The sequence below is a fragment of the Virgibacillus kimchii genome, assembly GCF_055379185.1.
In genome coordinates, this window is sequence record NZ_AP043951.1 from 2,577,732 (window position 1) to 2,597,356 (window position 19,625).

A 19,625-nucleotide genomic window follows, 5' to 3' on the forward strand; every position below is an offset into this window, starting at 1 on the left:
CAGGATCAACTGCCGGCCAATTTCGTCTATTCTTTATAACAATTGTGTGTTAGTTTACACCTTGTTCATCAAAGTATCTTTCTGCACCCGGGTGAAGATCAATACCTACACCGTCAAGGGCAGATTCTATTGTGATATCTTCCGCTCTGCTATGCGCCATTGATTCTGTATTCTCATAAATTGCTGCTGTGATGTCATAAACAACATCATCAGATAAATTATCTGTTGCAACAATCATGGCAAGCACTGCTACCGTTGTCACATCTTCACCAATTCCATAAGTGCCTGCTTCAACGGTATCTTCGGCATAGAAAGGATACATTTCAACTAATTCTTCAATTTTATCCTGTTCTACAGGTAAGATTTTCACATCTACTGATGCAGTCAACTCTTCAACAGCACCAGTTGGCGTACCACCAGTAATGATAGCCGCATCGATATTTCCATCCTGAATGCCTCCGGTGGATTCACCAAAGTCAAGATTTTGTGCATCAATATCGTCCAAAGTCAATCCATGGACTTCAAGAATTTGTTCAGCATTAAAAAATGTACCTGAACCGGGTGCACCAACAGAAACGGTTCTTCCTTCCAGATCTTCAATGGACTCGATTCCGGAGTCTTCAGTAGTTACAATCTGAACAGTTTCCGGATAAAGGGAACCAATTCCCACAACATTATCCACCGCATTACCTTCGAATGCACCAACTCCATCAACTGCCTGTGCTACTGTGTCTGTCTGAACCAATGCCAACTCTGCTTCGCCTTCCTGCAGGTCAATAATGTTATCAGCAGAAGCATTTGAGGAGAGCGCATCTGTTTGGATTCCAGTTTCATTCGTAATGTTCGATGCCATTTCTCCGCCAAGCGGGTAATATGTACCGCTCGTTCCACCAGTTAATAAACTTAAGAAGTCAGGTGTATCCCCACCAGCTTCTCCATTATCATCAGTTTCCGTACCGCCATCGTCGGTATCAGCACCGTCATCAGCATCATCTCCGCCACACGCTGCCAGGAATAGAGCAAGCACCAGTAACATGGCAAAAAGTAATAAATTTTTCTTTTTCATACTAAAACCCCCTTCATACTTTTAGTATTTACATTTTACCCCCAAGATTATAAGGTTGTCAATTTTTTTCAAAGTTTTACAGTGCGCCATTGTGACGGTTCTTACGTTGCTTATTATCTTAACTTTTATTTTGAAAAAATGGAGAAACAACCTTATTCATAGGTATTATTAAAGTGGAAAATTCATTCCTTAATTCCACATTTTTTTTCATTAAAACTGCTTCTCTTTGAAAGCAGAAGAACCGTCCGTATGTTACATAAAAAAACAGCCCCGGCCAAAATGGAAGGGGCTGTTTTTTATTAATATTATTGTTCAATATACACATCTTTCAGCTGCATGATTTGTGTTGGCAATACTTCCAACCCTTGTACTTCGTCACGCACGCTGAACACATGCTCTGAATGGTGCAGGTAAAGCATTGGAGCGAGTTCGGTTAGCCTCTCCTGAGCATCTGTGTAGATTTCCTGACGTACATCAGGATCTCCTTCACGGCGCCCTGCATCAAGCAATTCATCCAGCTCATCATCAGCTATAAATGAACGGTTACCTGGGTTACCAAACATATCGGAGTGGAACAGTGCGTATAATGCATAGTCCGCATCTCCTGTAACAGTAGACCAACCAAGAACGAACATGTCATGCTCTCCGTTTGCTGTCTGCTCCAGGTAAGCACCCCATTCAAGTACTTCCACTTCTACATCAATGCCGATTTCTCCAAGCTGTGCCTGAACGTTCGTTGCTGCGTCAATACGCTCACGGCTGTCATTTGTCCAAATAGTTGTGGAGAAGCCATCTTCATAACCAGCTTCTGCAAGCAGGTTTTGTGCTTCTTCCAAGTCATGCTCCAGACCGGACACACTATCATCATACCCAAATACATCCGGCGGGATTGGACCGATAGCCGGAATACCAATACCATCATAAATACCTTCAATAATTTGGTCTTTGTCAATCGCCATATTTATTGCCTGGCGTACCTGTGGGTCATCAAATGGTTCTTTTTCCACGTTAAACCCAATATAGGAAAGACTTACACTTGGTTCCTGCAGCACACTGACTTCTTCTTCCCCTTCAATTTGAGGAATATCAGAAGGACTCAGTGGAAACGCAATATGTGAATCCCCTGTCGTTACTTCAGCAACACGGGTTAAGTCTTCACCAACAACTTTAAATGTTACGGAGTCAAGCAGCGCATTTTCACCCCAGTAGTCTTCATTTCTTACGAGGCGCACAAATTCACCTGGCTGCCACTCATCAAACTGAAAGTAACCAGTTCCAACAGGGTTTTCGTTGATTACACTACCTGGTTCTTCTCCGTTTTCCATTGCTTCATAGTCAGCTTCAATCTGTTCAATTGCTACCATTCCGCCACCACTGTGTGCAAGGTGTGCCGGAAGAGGAGCGAAAGGAAATTCAGTATGGAAGCGCACGGTATAATCGTCCACTACTTCCACTTCTTCAACCATTTCATATAGAAAAGCACGTTGAGAAGCTACATCCGGATCAAGGATACGGTCAATATTCGCTTTTACAACCTCTGCGTTAAACTCGGATCCATCATGGAATGTAACATCTTCACGCAGTTGGAATTCCCACACATCATCTTCAACCTGGTCCCAGCTCTCTGCAAGTCCTGGCTGCACTTCCATATCTGCATCCTGTGTCGTTAATCTTTCAAAGATATTTTCCTGAACGTCACTGGAAGGTACATCGTTCGAACCAGCCGGGTCAAAGGATACCATGTCAGAAGCTTTTGCAATAACAAGATCTCCGCCCTGGCCATCGCCGGTTGCCTCGTCATCCGCTGCATCGTCACTGTCATCTGTTGCTTCTTCACCTGTATCAGCGTCGTCAGTACCGCCATCTTCATCAGGCTCTTCGGCACATGCTGCGAGAAACACACTGAGCAGTAATGCAAAAGCAAGTAAAAGAATTGCCTTTTTGGTAATTCTCATTATTTCTTACCCCCATTTTATGTAGTTTAGTAATCCTGAAAAAACTCAGAACTTAAAAATAAATATACCGTATCTTTTTCAAAAATACAAGTCTGTTTATCAATTTTTAACAGTACTAAAAAAGAGACGATACAGCTAACTATATATATGAAACTATTATTCTTTTTATGCAATTTACATTTTTTATGCTAATAAATTTAAGGATGACTTTCGGACCAGATCGGCAACAAACCAAGGGTACGATGGTACCTACGGCCTCAAGTAATTACTGTTTTGCGATGAAAGTCATACTATCTTGTAAAATTTTCTATATTGTAATATGCACTTCTCATGATATAATAACTATCATTGTAGTTTTCTATATTTAAAAGAAAGGAAGTAAGCGAGAAATGAGCGAACAAATGCAGACGATTGATAACCCGCAAACAGCTGTAAAACCGCCGAACCCTCGGCTAAAAAATGCAAAAATTGCTTATAATAAACTGAAAAAAAATAAAGCAGCGATGATTGGCGGCTTAATGATCTTATTTTTTATTGTTGTGGCTTTTATCGGTCCATACTTTACACCATACGAGCCCAACTCCCAGGATCTTGTAAATAAATTACAGCCTCCTTCTGCCGATCACTGGTTCGGCACCGATCATTATGGCCGTGACATATTTACCAGAATTATTCACGGGATGTCCATTACATTATATATCGGCTTCTTTTCCGTCGCTATGGGAGCAACGGCAGGTGTAGTTCTTGGCATGATCTCCGGCTATTACGGCGGAAGAATTGATACCGTTATTATGCGTATCATGGATGTTTTACTTGCTTTCCCCGGCATCCTGTTGGCACTTGCCATCGTAAGTGTACTGGGAGCAAGCTTAAACAACGTAATTATTGCTGTTGCTATTTTCTCTATTCCTGTTTTCGCACGGATTGTACGCGGGTCTACTCTTTCCGTCCGGAAGCTCGAATACATCGATGCCATGAAGGCATTGGGTGCGAGTGATATTCGCATTCTATTCAAACATATTTTACCGAATATAGCTTCACCAATTATAGTACAGGCAACGTTGAGTATCGCTACTACTGTTTTGACTGCAGCAGGACTTTCATTCCTTGGATTGGGTGCCCAGCCACCGATGCCGGAATGGGGAGCCATGCTCTCTGACGGACGAAACTACATGTATAACGCCTGGCATGTTGCATTTTTCCCGGGAGTCATGATTGTTGCTGTCGTACTGGCATTTAATATTTTTGGTGATGGATTAAGAGATGCACTTGATCCGAAAATGAAAGAGTAGAAAGGGGTACAACCAATATGTTCACATTTATCGTAAGAAGAATCCTTCAAACGATACCGGTGTTAATCGGTGTTTCTATACTTGTATTTGGTTTAATGCATTTAATTCCTGGTGACCCCGCTGTAATCATGTCCGGGGAGAGTGCACCGGAACAACAGGTTGAAAATATGAGAGAACGTCTGGGGCTGAATGACCCCGTACCTGTTCAATATTTTAACTATGTCTCCAATGCCGTTCAGGGAGACCTGGGAAGTTCCATACGGAGCGGGCGGGCTGTTACCGAGGAAATTGGCGGAAGATTTTGGGTAACCGTCGAACTCGCCATATACAGTACGATCTTAAGTATATTTCTTGGATTGATCGCAGGCATTGTCTCTGCAACAAGACAGTATTCATTTGCTGATACTACTTTAATGATTGTAGCCCTGTTCGGGGTGTCCATGCCCAACTTCTGGCTGGGACTGATGCTGATTCAATGGTTTGCCATTGGAACAGACCTCCCGGGATGGATTCCATTTATTGATAATACTGGCTGGTTTAAACCGTCGGGATGGGGAGAGTTTTCCCAGGTCGTTTTACCGGTAGTTACGCTCGGAACCAGTGGAGCTGCAATTATCGCCCGTATGACACGTTCCAGTATGCTGGAGGTTATTAATCAGGATTATATCCGAACCGCCAGAGCCAAAGGGGTAAAGGAACGGGTTGTTGTTTACCGTCATGCTTTAAAAAATGCGTTAATTCCTGTCGTCACTGTTGTGGGACTTCAGTTCGGCGCATTATTGGGTGGTACGGTACTCACCGAAACTGTATTTGCGATCAACGGAATGGGTAAATTAATTATTGACTCCATTCAGGCAAGGGATTTTCCAATCGTTCAAGGAACGATTCTTGTGGTAGCTTTACTGTTTGTATTGGTAAACACACTTGTCGATATAACCTATCGATTCTTGAATAAACGTATTGACCTTGATTGATAGCTTTTAAATAGATTATTAGGAAGGTGAAATAAAATGGCAGACACACCTCATTCATATGAAAATATATTGGAGATAAATGAGTTGCGTACTTCCTTTTTCACAAAAGACATGGAAGTGAAAGCAGTGGACGGAGTTACCTATGCACTGCCAAAAGGAAAGACGCTCGGTGTTGTAGGTGAGTCAGGCTCAGGTAAAAGTATCACCGCCCTCTCCATTCTTCAATTAATTGAAGATCCCGGAAAAATTGTCGGCGGGGAAATTAAATTTAAAGGTGACAACCTTTTAGATAAGACAGAGGCGCAAATGCGCAAAATCCGGGGGAATGAGATCTCCATGATTTTTCAGGAGCCGATGACTTCCCTCAACCCGACCTATACTGTCGGACAGCAAATAGGTGAAGCCTATAAAGTGCACCAGGGACTGGGCAAAAAAGAAGCCAGACAGCGGTCCATTGAAATGCTGAAGCTGGTTGGAATCCCCTCCCCTGAAAAACGAATTGATCAATATCCACACGAATTGTCCGGCGGGATGAGACAACGTGTGATGATTGCCATGGCACTGGCATGTGATCCTGAATTGCTGATTGCGGACGAACCAACGACCGCGCTCGATGTGACCATTCAGGCACAAATTCTTGATTTAATGAACGACCTGCAGGACAGATTGGGTATGGGTATATTACTGATTACCCACGACCTTGGTGTTGTTGCGGAAACATGTGATTATGTAGCGGTCATGTACGCAGGAAAGATTGTAGAATATGCGGATGTGGAGACTATCTTTAATAATCCACAGCATCCGTACACCGTCGGATTAATGAATTCCATTCCACCATCCAATGAAGATATCGAAGGAGACCTGCCCATCATTAAGGGAACAGTCCCAAGCCCGGATGAAATGCCTGCCGGGTGCCGCTTTTCACCGAGATGCCCATTTGCCACTGACCTGTGCAGAAATAATTTACCGGACCTGGAAACGGACGAAAATGGAAATCAGATCCGTTGCTGGATTTATTCAGATGAATGGGACGGAGACCCGGAGGTGAATGTAAGTGCAGAAAGAACTATTAAAAGTAACTGATCTGGAGCAGCATTTTCCGATTAAAGGCGGTTTTTTCGGAAGGACAATAAACCATGTAAAAGCAGTTGACGGCATTTCCTTTACCATTCATGAAGGGGAAGCCCTCAGTATTGTCGGGGAATCCGGCTGCGGAAAATCGACTACAGGAAGAGCCATACTAAGACTTGACGAGCCTACGGGCGGACAAGTGGAATTTAAAGGAGAGGATCTGCTCTCGTTCAATAAGAAAAGAATGAATAAAACGAGAAAGGATATGCAGGTAATTTTCCAGGATCCGTATGCCTCCTTAAACCCGCGTCATTCTGTTTTTCAAATTTTAAATGAGGCAATGGAAATTCAGGATGTGGTGCCGAAAGATAAGCGCGAGGAGCGGATTAAAGAGCTGCTGGAAACAGTCGGCCTTGGTGCACATCAGATGCACCGCATGCCCCATGAATTTAGTGGCGGACAGCGGCAGCGGATTGGGATTGCACGTGCACTGGCTGTAGATCCGGAACTGATTATCGCTGATGAAGCTGTTTCAGCCCTGGATGTTTCCATTCAGGCACAGGTGATTAACCTTTTGAAGAAATTACAGCGGGAATTTAACTTGACGTATTTATTTATTTCCCATGACCTGGGAGTAGTACGTCACATATCCGACCGCATTATCGTCATGTATTTAGGAAAAATAGTGGAAATTGCAGATAAAAAATCATTGTTTACTAACCCTAAGCATCCTTATACAAAAGCATTATTATCTGCGATTCCTACAGCAAATACCGGAAAGAAAAAAGAACGTATTATACTAAGAGGCGATGTACCTTCACCAATCGATCCGCCGACAGGATGCCGTTTTCACACACGTTGTCCGTTTGCGACAGAACTATGTGTGAAGGAAACTCCAAAACTCAGAACGACCGATTCCATGCAGGGGGGCCATGAAGCTGCCTGTCATTACATGGATGAAATAGAGTCCGGTGAACATCAGCCGACAAGGTAATTATTTGCAAAGAGCACTCCAATACGGGTGCTCTTTTTTTTAATGCTTTTTATGAGCGGCTGTTTCATGAAAATGTTGGCTTGAAGGGAGATGACCTAATAATAAAAAATATGTTATCTATTGGAATACCTGCCGTAAAGTAAAAAGTTTTTATTTCATCTTGACAATATTGCGAAAATTCATTAGGATGAAAGCAATTACTAATTTATAGATTACATAAGATTATCGTTAGGGTGTGGAACAAATGGATCTCAAAGAACTGAATGAACGAATAGGACAGGAGATTAAAGGGGTCGATAATCATTTTTCCATATATGTAGAAACGGAGGAAGGCAGCATTTCGGTAAATGCTTCAAAAAAAAGAAGGGCTGCCAGTCTTATTAAGGTACCGATTCTGATGGAAGGTTACAGACAAATACAAAACAATGAACTACACCCGGATACATTGGTATATATCAGTAAGAAAATGAGGGTCGGTGGCAGTGGGGTCATCAGCTATTTATCCAGCGGACATATTGGCAGCATACAAAACATGCTCGAACTCATGATTATTGTTTCAGATAATACCGCTACCAACGTACTGATGGACAAACTGCATATCGACAAGGTGAATGCATTGGCGGGTTCCCTCGGCTGTAAAGAGACGTTAATTGAAAGAAACCTGATGGACAAAGATGCACAAGCTGCCGGGCTGGATAATTACACATGTGCCAGGGATATGGTGCTTTTACTAAAAGCCATTTATGAAAAAAATGACCTATTTAGCAGGAAAAGCAGAAATGGGATGCTTAACATACTGGCCAATCAGCAATTTACACATAAACTGCCATTATATAAGCAGGAAAATGATGGCACCCAATTTTATCATAAAACCGGAGAATTGGAAGGTGTGGAACATGATGCCGCGATTCTGAAAGCAGGGGATCGTATTCTTTATGCTGCTGTAATGTCAGAGAATATGTATCCTAATGCCAAGGGACAGCAACACATTTCCCGCATTGGCCGGTTGCTATTGGAATATATAAAAAAATAGTCGCTGGAGGGTTTTTTATGAAAATCGCAATTTTTGCCAGACCGGAAGTCATCCATCATGTAAAAGGAATGAAAAATGACTATACAGACTTGGATATCAGCTATTTCCCCTATTCAGAAGCAAAGGAAACAATCTCCCTTGTCAGTCAGGCTTTTATGTGTGATATTTACATATTCGGGGAGACACTCGCTTATCTTTATGTAAAAGATATCGTTGATAAGAAAAGGCTGCCAAAAGTTATCATCGCTTTCGATGAATATAAAATCTTATCCGCATTTTATCATCTTTCTTTTCTTAAACAACAGCCTTTGCACCGTTTATCCGTAGATGTTTACCGGGAAGCTGCGTTACAGGAAGTTTGCACTGAACTTGGGATGAATAAGGAGGAAATATACTCCTATGCTTATGAGAATGACAAAGAGCCGGATCTTGAGAAAATTGTCCATCACCATGTACACCACTGGCATCAGGGAAAAACGGACCACGCCCTGACTTCCATCAAAGAAGTTGAAGAAAAACTGACTGCACTTCAGATTCCAACCAGCTGTATGATCATTCCAAAACGAAATATTAAACAAGCACTGGAAGAAGCCCGGGCGTTGGGGAAATTAAATCAAAGTAAAACTGCCCAAGTTGTTTCCGGCTATATTCAATTAAAAAATTGGGATGCCATGAAAAAATCACTCGGGGAAACAGCCGCAAAACAAAATTTAAACAAGCTACATCAGCGACTTTTATCTTTCGGCAAACAAACCGGCGTTTCCGTAATGATAAATCAAGACGATCAAATTATCCTTTTTGGAACAAAAGGCTTGCTCACTTATATAACTGACCATTACCGTGATTTCCCTTTACTATCTGAATTGGAAAGTGCTTTACATAGTCCATTGGATATTGGTTTTGGGCTCGGCCTTACAGCCATACAGGCTGAAAACAATGCCAGGAAGGCGCTTATATCCGGATCGCATCAGGAAGGAAGCCATTGTTACATTGTAAATGAGAGACAGGAGACAATCGGTCCAATTGGCATAAAAAAAGAATTTGATACATCCAAGCTCTATCATGCTCTCATCCACAAGGCCCGCCTGAACAATGAGCTGTCATACAATTTTATTGATTTTATCAACATGCGAAATAATGAACCCTTCTCCTCCCAGGATGTAGCTGTTTATTACCGGGTTACTAAGAGAAGTGCTGAACGAACCATAAATAAATTATTGAATGGTGAAGTAATTAAAATCGTCGGTGAGGAAAAACCGTATGTACGAGGAAGACCAAGAAAATTATTTGCCTTGAATCAATAGGGCTCGAGAGGGCAGGTTCCGTTTTTATAAAATAGCCTGGGATGATTTGCGTTGTAGTTACTGTTTATTTTCATGGTAAAATGCACTTGTTGATTTGCCCGGAAAAAGATTTTTTGAAGCATGAGGGAAATGGCCGTTCGATGGATGCTCAGAGCACAAATTTTATGAATACACTTGTGAAAAGTCCGTTAGACCAGGAGTTCGATGACCGAACCACTGAGAATTACTTGAGAAAAGTCCAATAGCGGGTATCTGGAACCCGAATCACACGAAAGCACGCTGGAAAAGGCCGACAGGCGGGCTCTCGGAACCCGAATCACACGCACACTCGAGCAAAAAGTCCGATAGACGCGCTATCAACGACCAAACTTATGCAATTCACTTGCGAAAGGTCCGATAGAAGCGCTATCAGCGACCAAACTTATGCGATTCACTTCCGGAAGGTCCAATAGACGCTCTATCAACGACCAAACAGAGGCAATTCACCTGCGAAAGGTCCGATAGACGCGCTATCAACGACCACACTAGTACAATTCATTTCCGAAAGGTCCGATAGACGCGCTATCAACGACCAAACCGAGGTGATTCACTTCCGGAAGGTCCAATAGACGCTCTATCAACGACCAAACAGAGGCGATTCACCTGCAAAAGGTCCGATAGACGGTTTATCAACGACCAAACCGAGGTGATTCACTTCCGGAAGGTCCAATAGACGCTCTATCAACGACCAAACTTATGCAATTCACTTGCGAAAGGTCCGATAGACAGGCTATCAGCGACCAAACCGAGGCAATTCATTTCCGAAAGGTCCAATAGACGCTCTATCAACGACCATACTAGTGCAATTCAATTCCGAAAGGTCCGATAGACGCTCTATCAACGACCAAACTGAGGCAATTCACCTGCGAAAGGTCCGATAGACGCGCTATCAACGACCAAACCGAGATGATTCACCTGCGAAAGGTCCGATAGACGCGCTATCAACGACCAAACTGAGGCAATTCACCTGCAAAAGGTCCAATAGAAGCGCTATCAACGACCAAACCGAGGAGATTCATTTCCGAAAGGTCCAATAGACGCACTATCAACGACCAAACCGAGGCAATTCAATACCAAAAGGTCCGATAGACGCTCTATCAACGACCATACTAGTGCAATTCACTTACGAAAGGTCCAATAGACGCTCTATCAACGACCAAACTTATGCAATTCACTTCCGGAAGGTCCAATAGACGCTCTATCAACGACCAAGCCGAGGCGATTCACCTACAAAAGGTCCGATAGACGCGCTATCAGCGACCATACTAGTGCAATTCACTTACGAAAGGTCCAATAGACGGGTTATCAACGACCAAACTTATGCAATTCACTTCCGAAAGGTCCAATAGACGCAATATCAACGACCAAACCGAGGCAATTCAATACCAAAAGGTCCGATAGACGGGCTCTCGGAACCCGAATCACACGCACACTCGAGCAAAAGGTCCAATAGACGGTTATCAGCAGAACTATAATACCATGTAGGAATATCAACTGCCACGACCTGTCCCTTCATCCCCTTATTTCAATTTCTTAAGGCCATTTTCATCCTGAAGAATTTGTATTGCTTTTTCATAATCCGCCTCTTCTACCTTCCCTTCAAGAAGGTGGGTAACAGGCTCTTCTTCCCGGTCCATGTATATACCTTCTGCTATAATTCCTGTGCTTGCAGTTGTAGAGCCCATCGTGAATAAGGGAACAAATACTCCTTCATTCTCTGCTTGTGGAAAAGCATCCACAATTAAGTCAGCTGCACGCAAAGCCTCGAGCTTCGCCTTTGCCGCCACAGCATCATTTTCCGATTTGAAATACGCATGAATCGTTTTCATCATGGGAATACATCCCTTTCCTTTTATATATCATTATTATTCCCATTTTTTAACCACTGAAACATAAAACGGTTCTCCTGTTCCAATGCAACAGGAGAACCGTGCCGGTGTTTTAAATATTCAGCAGTTCCCTAACGTCTTCTTCGCTCAGGCTGGAGAGCATGGTTTCTCCAGGCTGGATAACCTGGTCAATCAGTTCGCGCTTTTTCTGCTGGAGCTCATAGATTTTTTCTTCTATCGTTCCTTCTGTAATCAGACGAATTACCTGGACTACATTTTTCTGGCCAAAACGATGTGCCCTTCCCGTGGCCTGATCCTCCACAGCAGGATTCCACCATAAATCGTATAAGATAACGGTGTCCGCCCCGGTAAGATTCAGTCCGGTGCCCCCTGCCTTCAGAGAAATAAGAAATACATCATTTTCCCCGTTATTAAATCGCTCGCTCATCTCCACTCGTTCTTTGGATGGCGTTTGCCCATGCAAATAGAAATAGGATATTCCTTCCTGTTCCAGCTTCTCCATAATAATCTCATGCATGCTCGTAAACTGGGAGAATATGAGCATGCGTTTTCCATTTTCCACGGCATTCCGCACTGTTTCCATCAGCTGTTCCAGTTTCCCTGACTGGCCTTCATAGTTTTCTATAAAAAGGGATGGATGACAGCAGATTTGCCGCAGTCTGGTTAACCCTGCCAGTATCTTCATTCTATTTTGCTGAAAGCCGCTCTCTTTCATGGATGCCGCAGCTTCCACCTGTAATTGACGATGGTAGCCTATATATAAGTCCTTTTGCTCTTTCGTTAGTTCGGATACATGCACAGATTCAATTTTCTCCGGCAGTTCCTTTAATACATCCTGCTTCAACCGGCGCAAAATAAACGGTTTCGTCATCCTTGCAATTTTTTCATGGGACAGCTGCTTAAAGTTTCGCTGATTCGGCAATAGACCCGGCAGGATCACCTGGAAAATCGCCCACAATTCATCAATTGAATTTTCAATAGGCGTCCCACTTAGCGCAAACCTTCTTCCTGCCTTGACTTGCCTGATTGCTTTTGACGTTTTGGTTGCATAATTTTTAATGTACTGTGCTTCATCCAATATCATCGTTTGAAAAGTTAATTCCCTGTACAGCTCCACATCCTGCCTCAATGTAGCATACGAAGTAATCCATACATCCGCATCATCGGATTCCTTCAATTTCTTATGGCGTTCTGCCGGTGTTCCGGTAAGAACCGCCACTTCCAGGTCCGGGGCAAACTTTGCACACTCATTTTTCCAATTATAAACAACAGAAGACGGAGCAACAATCAGATGTGGCTGTTCCCCTTTTTCCGATGCGATATAGGCAATACTTTGCAATGTCTTTCCCAGTCCCATATCATCTGCTAAAATTCCGCCCAGGTGATAATTGCTGAGCGATTTAAACCATTGATAGCCTGTATGCTGGTAGTTTCTGAGGTTTGCGCTTAAGTTTTCCGGCAATGGATAAATTTGCTCTTCCGGTGATTTTAATTGATGAAGAAGTTTCCTGAAAGCCGGATCATAATTTTTATTCGTCTCAATTAACTCATCCAATTGAGTCCCGCGGAAAACCGGAACGGACACATTCCCTTCCTGTACATCCGACTTTTCAATTTCCATATCATCAAAAAGCCGCTGTATCGAAGAAAACTCTTCTCCTTCCAGGGACATCAGCGCACCACTGTCCAGCCGGTAATAACGCTTTTTCTCAATGATGGCATCCAAAATCCGGTTGATCTCCTCATCATTCACTCCATCGATACTGAAACCGATTTCCAGTAGATTGGCAGAGGATTCCAGACTTACACTTGTACTTGGTTTCGGCTCTGTTTCCACTATTAACTTTCGCACCTCGGACGTTAAGAATAATTCCAACTCCTCATCCAGCTGCGGCAGTATATGATACAAAAAATTGTATATATCATCATCTTCATAAGCTTCCATATACAATTCTCTTCCGTTATACCGAAAATTGGCATACTCAATCAACTGCATAATCTGATGCTCTTTTTCCACGTCCCGGATGATAAAAGTATCATGCGCTTTTCTTCCGTTGAATGGGTCAATTTCGTGACTGCCGTAATGGTATTCCAGTTTACCGAGAATCCAATCTTCCTTCAGCTCCAAGAATAATTTCGCCCTTAGTGGCACCTGAATAATTTCCTCAGCGACCGATTCCTCCACCTGGACCTCACCAATCTTCTTAAGTGTCGGCAGAGCTTCAGACAAGAATGTATCTGCCTTGTTTTTTTCTACAGGAAGGGAAAGATTTGTTCCAAAGCCTGTCACTTGATCCAAAATAGGGACTTGTTCCTTTGCCGGATAATAAAACGTCCCTGCATAAAATAATAGTTCATATTTGTCAAAATATACGATATCCTTCATTCCATCCATTTTTAACACTAGTTCTTCCTTGTTATTTTTTGATAAATGGAAGTTAAATGGAAGTCTATCTTTTTCTATATGAATAGGTTGATAGCTTCGATGGCCAGATTCCACCGTGAAATTCCGCTCCACAAGTGCTTCAAGCAACGATTTTGCAGCGAGCGGCGGAATAATCATAGCACGCTTGTTATCGGAGCCACCCTGGTAATAATAGAATGAGTGATCGTTGTAAATCTGTTCATTTTTAATAATCGAGTAAAGCTGTTCAAATATGGGGAGATCCTCCGATTGTAAATAGTGGATTTCCGGATTATAGGTGAAGGTTTTTGTAAAATATTGTTCTCTTCCGCCCATGACATTCGAAATAAATTCACTGGCATTTTTTACGACAAAACACCGTTTCTCACCGGCCTTCAATTCAATGGTAAGCTGTTTATTATAGTTCCATTTGCAGTAATATTCTATTTTAAGCGGTGTTTTTGCCTGCGGGAGATCTATGCTCTCCACACCGGGCCGGGCTTCACTGAGCGCCCGCATAAAACGGTTTGTCGTCTGGTAATCAAATGCTGAATAAGAAGAAGTACTCCCCGGTTTACGGTTTACAATGCTGATCAATGTGGCGGCAATATGCTTGCAGGAACCATAGGCTTCATACGCCGGGCACTCACAGTACGTACCGAGATAACCCTGTTCAAAACCGTCCATATTAATTTCAACGAAGTATTTTGACGAGCCGCGCACGACCGCCGTCCACACATTATTATTCATATCGAAGGAAACATCACTTACTTTATTTTGCCGGTAGTATGTCATTCCCCTTTGATAGGTAATAGACGGAAATAACCGGGATATGTTAATATCAGCGAGATTTTTCAAAACGATAATACCTGCCTTTTTGTTTTCATTATTACAATTGTAACCCAAAACAGACGCATTTTAAACTGGCAAACTATTGCCGGGCAAGCATTCATTCCTGACTTAGTCGGATACACTTTTTTTCCGGGAAACTTTTAACAGTAAATAAATGTAAACCAGCAGGGAAATCATGACGGAAGCTCCGGAAACAACATAAATGACTCCATAGTTGAATAAAAAAGCAAGCTGACCAAAAACAATCGCCCCCATGCCGATCCCCAAATCAAAAAAGGAGAAGAAGGTCGCATTGGCCATTCCTTTACGGTTCCCGGGTGCTTGATCCACTGCCCATGCCTGAAGTGCCGGCTGTACGGATCCAAATCCCGCGCCGTACAGTGCCGCTGCAATGAGCAATACAGTCATATTCGGCAGCCAAGCCAACAAAAGCATGGCTGTAAAAATGAGAATCGTACCGGGCGGGAATACATAAATATGTCCTTTTTGGTCATAAATCCTCCCGGCAAATGTTCTGGAGAGCATTAAAAATAAAGCATACACCAAAAAATATATTTCTATGCCCGCTACATTCTGTTCAATCGCGTGCAGCGGCAGAAATGTCGCAATGCCGCCAAAGGTAAATGTAATAAAAAATAATAGAACGGAAGGCTGTATGGCCGTTTTTTCAAAGATGTCAAATTTTACGGCTACTGTTTTATGTTCAGGTGCCACTACTTTTTTGTAACGGATTTTGCTCGATAATAAAAAAGCGATAAGACCACATGCAGCGCAGATGAGAAACAAATACGTGAAAGAAATAACACCGGCAAGGGTGAGTCCGAGCGCTGGACCAAATGCCAGAGCAAGGTTTCCTGATAAACCAAAATAACCCATCCCCTCTCCGCGCCGCTTGGGAGGAATCAAATCGGTGGCAATCGTGCCCCCTGCCGTAGTGGAAAATCCCCAACCAATACCTTGGATAATCCGCATGATAATTAATATAGCTATACTGGAAATAAATGCAAAGGAACCTACGGACAGGACGAATACCGCAAGCCCGAACATGTAAACAAACTGCCTTCCTTTGGACTCCAGTGCATGACCCGCGTACGGCCTCAACAGCAACGCAGAAAATGTAAAGATCCCGACAATCACCCCGACAAACTGATCAGTCGCACCAAGCTCCTTTACGAATAAAGGTATCGTCGGCAGTGTCATTTGAAAACCGAAAAACACAAAAAAATTCGCCAGACAGATGAACACGAAATCCCGGGTCCAGATCTTATCAGGCTGTGCTTCAGTTTGATTGGATTTTGTACGCAATATTAGCATCCCTTTCTTCGTCACTCGAAGTATATTATACAGGAGTGCGATGGGAAGTAAAATGAGGTGCTTCTACATACTGTTGTTATGTAGTATGGAGCCAAGTTGTTTTTGAGGAAGAATGAGCCCGGGGAACCGATCTTCCGCGGGCTCATATAGATTTATTCACTGATTACCCCGCAGGCAATCCGATCTCCGGCATCTCCTGCCGGTTGCGATTCATAATCATCTTCATCGGAATGGATTACTAAAGATGTTCCCCCATCAGCATAAAGGGAATTTTCCCCTTCCTGATCCAAGGTTACCATCTCAGCAGTTACTTCTTCACTTGCCGTTCCATCTTCCTGTACTTCAATATTAGGCAGATCTCCGGCATGCGGTCCATCCGGATCATCGAATCCGTGGTTTGCATCTGTCGGATTGTAATGACCGCCTGCTGATTCAAAGTCAGGTGCTTCACATTCTGCATTCTCATGAATATGGAAGCCTTTTGTGCCGGACGGAAGGTTTTCGACATCCAGTGCAATATCTACGCCCGCCTCTCCTTCTGTAAGCGTGGCTGTAGCGACGACATTTCCTTCCGTGTCTTCCATGGATACGAGCACTTCTTCTTCTGAGGCAGCATTATCAGGCGCTTCTTCATTTCCAGTGCCATCTTCCTGCTGGTTACCGTTCTCGTCTTCGTCTGTGACATCCTCTTCGGTTTCCATATTTTCATCTATGTCCTCTTCACCCTCATCATTTGCTCCACATGCTGTCAATACAGCAATCAATAGAATGAAAAATAAAGTTAGCATCCATCGTTTCATCCAATTCGCTCCTTTCCCCGTTGGTTATTGTCTATTTTTCACGATTACTGGAATAATTAAACCTGTTTGGGGAAAGTTAAGCGATTTATCCTTAATATGGAGGAACTGTGTTGGAGGCATAATCACACTGAAAGGGAAAGCATTTTTATGATGAATTTTTGTTTGGACGGATTAGTCTGATAAATGATGAATTTTTGCGTTCTTAAGAGCATGAGAACTTTCTATGGCACATTATATGAATGTTGTTACTTCATGGCATACCATAGGCAATTTCTATAGTGTGTCTTTTCAACTTTTACTGCCAATGACATACCATTGGCCCTTTCTATATGACGTCTTTTTCTCTCCTTCTGCCAATGACATACCATAGATCCTTTCTATAAGACGTCTTTTTCTCTCCTTCTGCCAATGACATACCATTGACCTCTTCTATATGACGTCTTTTTCTCCCCTTCTGCCAATGACATACCATTGGCCCTTTCTATATGACGTCTTTTTTCTCTCCTTCTGCCAATGACGTACCATTGAACCTTTCTATAAGACTTCTTTTTCTCTCCTTCTGCCAATGACATACCATTGGCCCCTTTCTATATGACGTCTTTTTCTCTCCTTCTGCCAATGACATACCATTGGCCCTTTCTATATGACGTCTTTTTCTCCTCTTCCGACAATGACATACCATTGGCCTCTTCTATATGACGTCTTTTTCTCCTCTTCCGACAATGACATACCATTGACCGTTTCTATATGACATCTTTTTCTCCTCTTCCGACAATGACATACCATTGGCCTCTTCTATATAACGTCTTTTTCTCTTCTTCCGACAATGACATACCATAGCCCCTTTCTACAAGACGTCTTTTCCTCTTCAACTCTCAATGACATACCATAGCCTCTTTCTATGGCCGGTATTCAGACCAACTTCCGCGGATGACAAAAAAATAACAGCACGCGAAATGTAATTTCAGCATGCTGTTATTTTTTCAATGGATTATGCAGCAACTACTTCTTTTTCCTGTTTTCTATTTTTAATCATTGGTACACGATCTTTCAGAAACGGAATGACCCATCTGTCCAAACCGTATTTCCCGGCATTGGCTCCTGCCGCAATGATAAATACAGTGATAAGAACCATTTGTGCGTTCGTACTTACTGTACCGCTGAACAAGAATGCAAAGTTCATTGTAATTCCCATGAGTGCAGAGAAATTAGTAAAAATACCTAGAATAAGTGCAATACCTACCAATAATTCTCCCCACATAACGACAAATGTAAATAATTCTGCATTTGGAAGTGCTACTGTTTCCAGAAAAGTTCCCCACCATGCCTGTACGGTCGGATTTTCTCCTCCTGCGGCTGCAACAGCTCCCTGTAAGTAACCGGAAGCATCAAATTGTCCGCCTGCAATTTTTCCATAACCGGCGACCATCCACTGATAGCCGATATACACTCTCAAAAACACCAATATGCCTGCAGCAATGGAACTATTCCGAAGAAAATTCATCATGATATCCAACTCCTTTATTTTTATGCTCATTGTTTCACAAATTTATATGTGATATGTTCTTGGTACATTTATATAATAGCACGTGACTAATATCACTGTATACACTTTGTGTATGTTTTCACATTTCATTCAAAGCTTTTTGTCTAAATTGTGAATGGGTGAACAATGTGAAGTTTAATTAGTACATTTTGACTGCATTTACCAAGCTCATCCTCGAGCGGGAATGTGTCATGATCCATCCCTGGATTCGATGTATCCGGTAATTGAGCGGCTTCTCATATATAATGTGCCACCTTATTACTTCCCGCCGACACCCGCCCTTGATTTATGCGGTTATACGAAAAATTTTACACCACCTATTGACTTTTTCAAAACTAAGTTATACTGTATATATAGATATACACACAATAACAGTGATAAGGGGATATGCTTTATGAACGACTGGAAACAAGCTTTTTCCATAGCAAAGCTTGAATTAAAAGCGTCTATTCTGCATTTTTTATTTGCACTTGCTTTCATCTTGTTTTTAATTTTTACGCTTGTGAAGTCTGTTGATTCCTATATAGATAATGGCTTCGCGGGATTCGATTTCATATTTATTTTAATTTTCACCTTTGCTCCTGTTTGGATGAAGCCAAAGGTTTTTCAAATCCAGACCATTGGAAATATGCTGGCATCCCCCGTATTGGTTATGCAAAATCAACTGCCGATCTCGAAGGATGTGCTCGTCAAAAGCAGATTCATTATACACTTTTTTTATACATTTCCTTTTCAATTATTAACATTAATGGCTTTGTACACCCTTACTCCTTTACAGGATTTATTTTCTGCAGGTGCTTTTATCGCTTTTGCTGTCATATGGATTGCGTTTGGTATTTACGCCGGATATGTAATCCCGTACAGTGAAGCCGGCGGGAAGGCACCTGGAAACAGTGATTTTTTAACGGGGTTATCCGCGTTGATCATTCTTGTTGCAATTCTTTTGCTTTTAACCTTTTTTCACTTATTATTTGGCAACGGGATCGTTTACTGGTCCATCCTCCTTGCACAAAAATGGTCACTTCCAACAGCGGTATTCTCCATTATACTGGCAATCGCCGGTTATTATCACTGGAAGTTCTATATGAAAAAATCATTGAGTAAGACTGATTACCTGTAATGTGGAAAGGA

The 19,625-nt window shown here is 42.4% G+C and carries 15 protein-coding genes; 7 read left to right on the plus strand and 8 right to left on the minus strand.

From position 1 onward, the window contains the following. Window positions 1-49: 49 nt before the first annotated feature. Both ACZ42C_RS12415 and ACZ42C_RS12420 read right to left on the minus strand, forming a co-directional pair. The gene (locus ACZ42C_RS12415; RefSeq protein WP_461180851.1) at window positions 50-1,066 is read right to left on the minus strand and encodes a TAXI family TRAP transporter solute-binding subunit; all 1,017 of its coding nucleotides are present in this window, start codon (window positions 1,064-1,066) and stop codon (window positions 50-52) included. 305 nt (window positions 1,067-1,371) lie between these two features. Then, on the minus strand, window positions 1,372-3,021 hold the full coding sequence (locus ACZ42C_RS12420; protein ID WP_461180850.1) for a glutathione ABC transporter substrate-binding protein: 1,650 nt from the start codon (window positions 3,019-3,021) through the stop codon (window positions 1,372-1,374). A 389-nt stretch (window positions 3,022-3,410) separates the two neighbouring features. Between ACZ42C_RS12420 and nikC the strand changes: the two genes are divergently transcribed. The 6 genes from nikC to ACZ42C_RS12450 all read left to right on the plus strand — a co-directional run bounded on the left by nikC (window position 3,411) and on the right by ACZ42C_RS12450 (window position 9,689). Next, the gene (nikC, locus tag ACZ42C_RS12425; RefSeq protein WP_461180849.1) at window positions 3,411-4,313 is read left to right on the plus strand and encodes a nickel transporter permease; all 903 of its coding nucleotides are present in this window, start codon (window positions 3,411-3,413) and stop codon (window positions 4,311-4,313) included. Between the two features lie 17 nt (window positions 4,314-4,330). Then, the gene (locus ACZ42C_RS12430; protein WP_461180848.1) at window positions 4,331-5,287 is read left to right on the plus strand and encodes an ABC transporter permease; all 957 of its coding nucleotides are present in this window, start codon (window positions 4,331-4,333) and stop codon (window positions 5,285-5,287) included. Window positions 5,288-5,323: 36 nt separating this feature from the next. Continuing rightward, complete coding sequence (locus ACZ42C_RS12435) at window positions 5,324-6,370, plus strand: ABC transporter ATP-binding protein (protein ID WP_461180847.1); 1,047 nt, start codon at window positions 5,324-5,326, stop codon at window positions 6,368-6,370. Next, on the plus strand, window positions 6,342-7,352 hold the full coding sequence (locus ACZ42C_RS12440; protein ID WP_461180846.1) for an ABC transporter ATP-binding protein: 1,011 nt from the start codon (window positions 6,342-6,344) through the stop codon (window positions 7,350-7,352). The genes ACZ42C_RS12435 and ACZ42C_RS12440 overlap by 29 nt, the downstream gene beginning before the upstream one ends. A gap of 244 nt (window positions 7,353-7,596) precedes the next feature. Further along, window positions 7,597-8,385, plus strand: coding sequence for a serine hydrolase (locus tag ACZ42C_RS12445; RefSeq protein ID WP_461180845.1), 789 nt, complete (start codon window positions 7,597-7,599; stop codon window positions 8,383-8,385). Window positions 8,386-8,402: 17 nt separating this feature from the next. Continuing rightward, on the plus strand, window positions 8,403-9,689 hold the full coding sequence (locus tag ACZ42C_RS12450; RefSeq protein WP_461180844.1) for a hypothetical protein: 1,287 nt from the start codon (window positions 8,403-8,405) through the stop codon (window positions 9,687-9,689). Between the two features lie 1,559 nt (window positions 9,690-11,248). Here the strand turns inward: ACZ42C_RS12450 and ACZ42C_RS12455 are convergent. The 6 genes from ACZ42C_RS12455 to ACZ42C_RS12480 form a co-directional block, all read right to left on the minus strand. Then, window positions 11,249-11,560 carry a hypothetical protein gene (locus ACZ42C_RS12455; protein ID WP_461180843.1) on the minus strand — a complete coding sequence of 104 codons (312 nt, stop codon included), beginning with the start codon at window positions 11,558-11,560 and terminating at the stop codon, window positions 11,249-11,251. A 109-nt stretch (window positions 11,561-11,669) separates the two neighbouring features. After that, window positions 11,670-14,777, minus strand: a complete 3,108-nt coding sequence (locus tag ACZ42C_RS12460; protein WP_461180842.1) for a DEAD/DEAH box helicase — start codon at window positions 14,775-14,777, stop codon at window positions 11,670-11,672. Window positions 14,778-14,942: 165 nt separating this feature from the next. Next, window positions 14,943-16,148, minus strand: coding sequence for an MFS transporter (locus ACZ42C_RS12465; RefSeq protein WP_461180841.1), 1,206 nt, complete (start codon window positions 16,146-16,148; stop codon window positions 14,943-14,945). A gap of 152 nt (window positions 16,149-16,300) precedes the next feature. After that, entirely contained in the window at window positions 16,301-16,948 is a 648-nt protein-coding gene (locus tag ACZ42C_RS12470) for a superoxide dismutase family protein (RefSeq protein ID WP_461180840.1), read from the minus strand. A gap of 377 nt (window positions 16,949-17,325) precedes the next feature. Further along, window positions 17,326-17,520 (minus strand): hypothetical protein, encoded by a 195-nt coding sequence (locus ACZ42C_RS12475; protein WP_461180839.1) that lies wholly within the window; start codon window positions 17,518-17,520, stop codon window positions 17,326-17,328. A gap of 419 nt (window positions 17,521-17,939) precedes the next feature. Further along, window positions 17,940-18,455: a DoxX family protein gene (locus ACZ42C_RS12480; protein WP_461180838.1), complete on the minus strand. Its 516-nt coding sequence runs from the start codon at window positions 18,453-18,455 to the stop codon at window positions 17,940-17,942. A 433-nt stretch (window positions 18,456-18,888) separates the two neighbouring features. Here ACZ42C_RS12480 and ACZ42C_RS12485 point away from each other — a divergent pair, with 433 nt between their 5' ends. Next, the gene (locus ACZ42C_RS12485) at window positions 18,889-19,614 is read left to right on the plus strand and encodes a hypothetical protein (protein WP_461180837.1); all 726 of its coding nucleotides are present in this window, start codon (window positions 18,889-18,891) and stop codon (window positions 19,612-19,614) included. The last annotated feature ends 11 nt before the right edge of the window (window positions 19,615-19,625 follow it).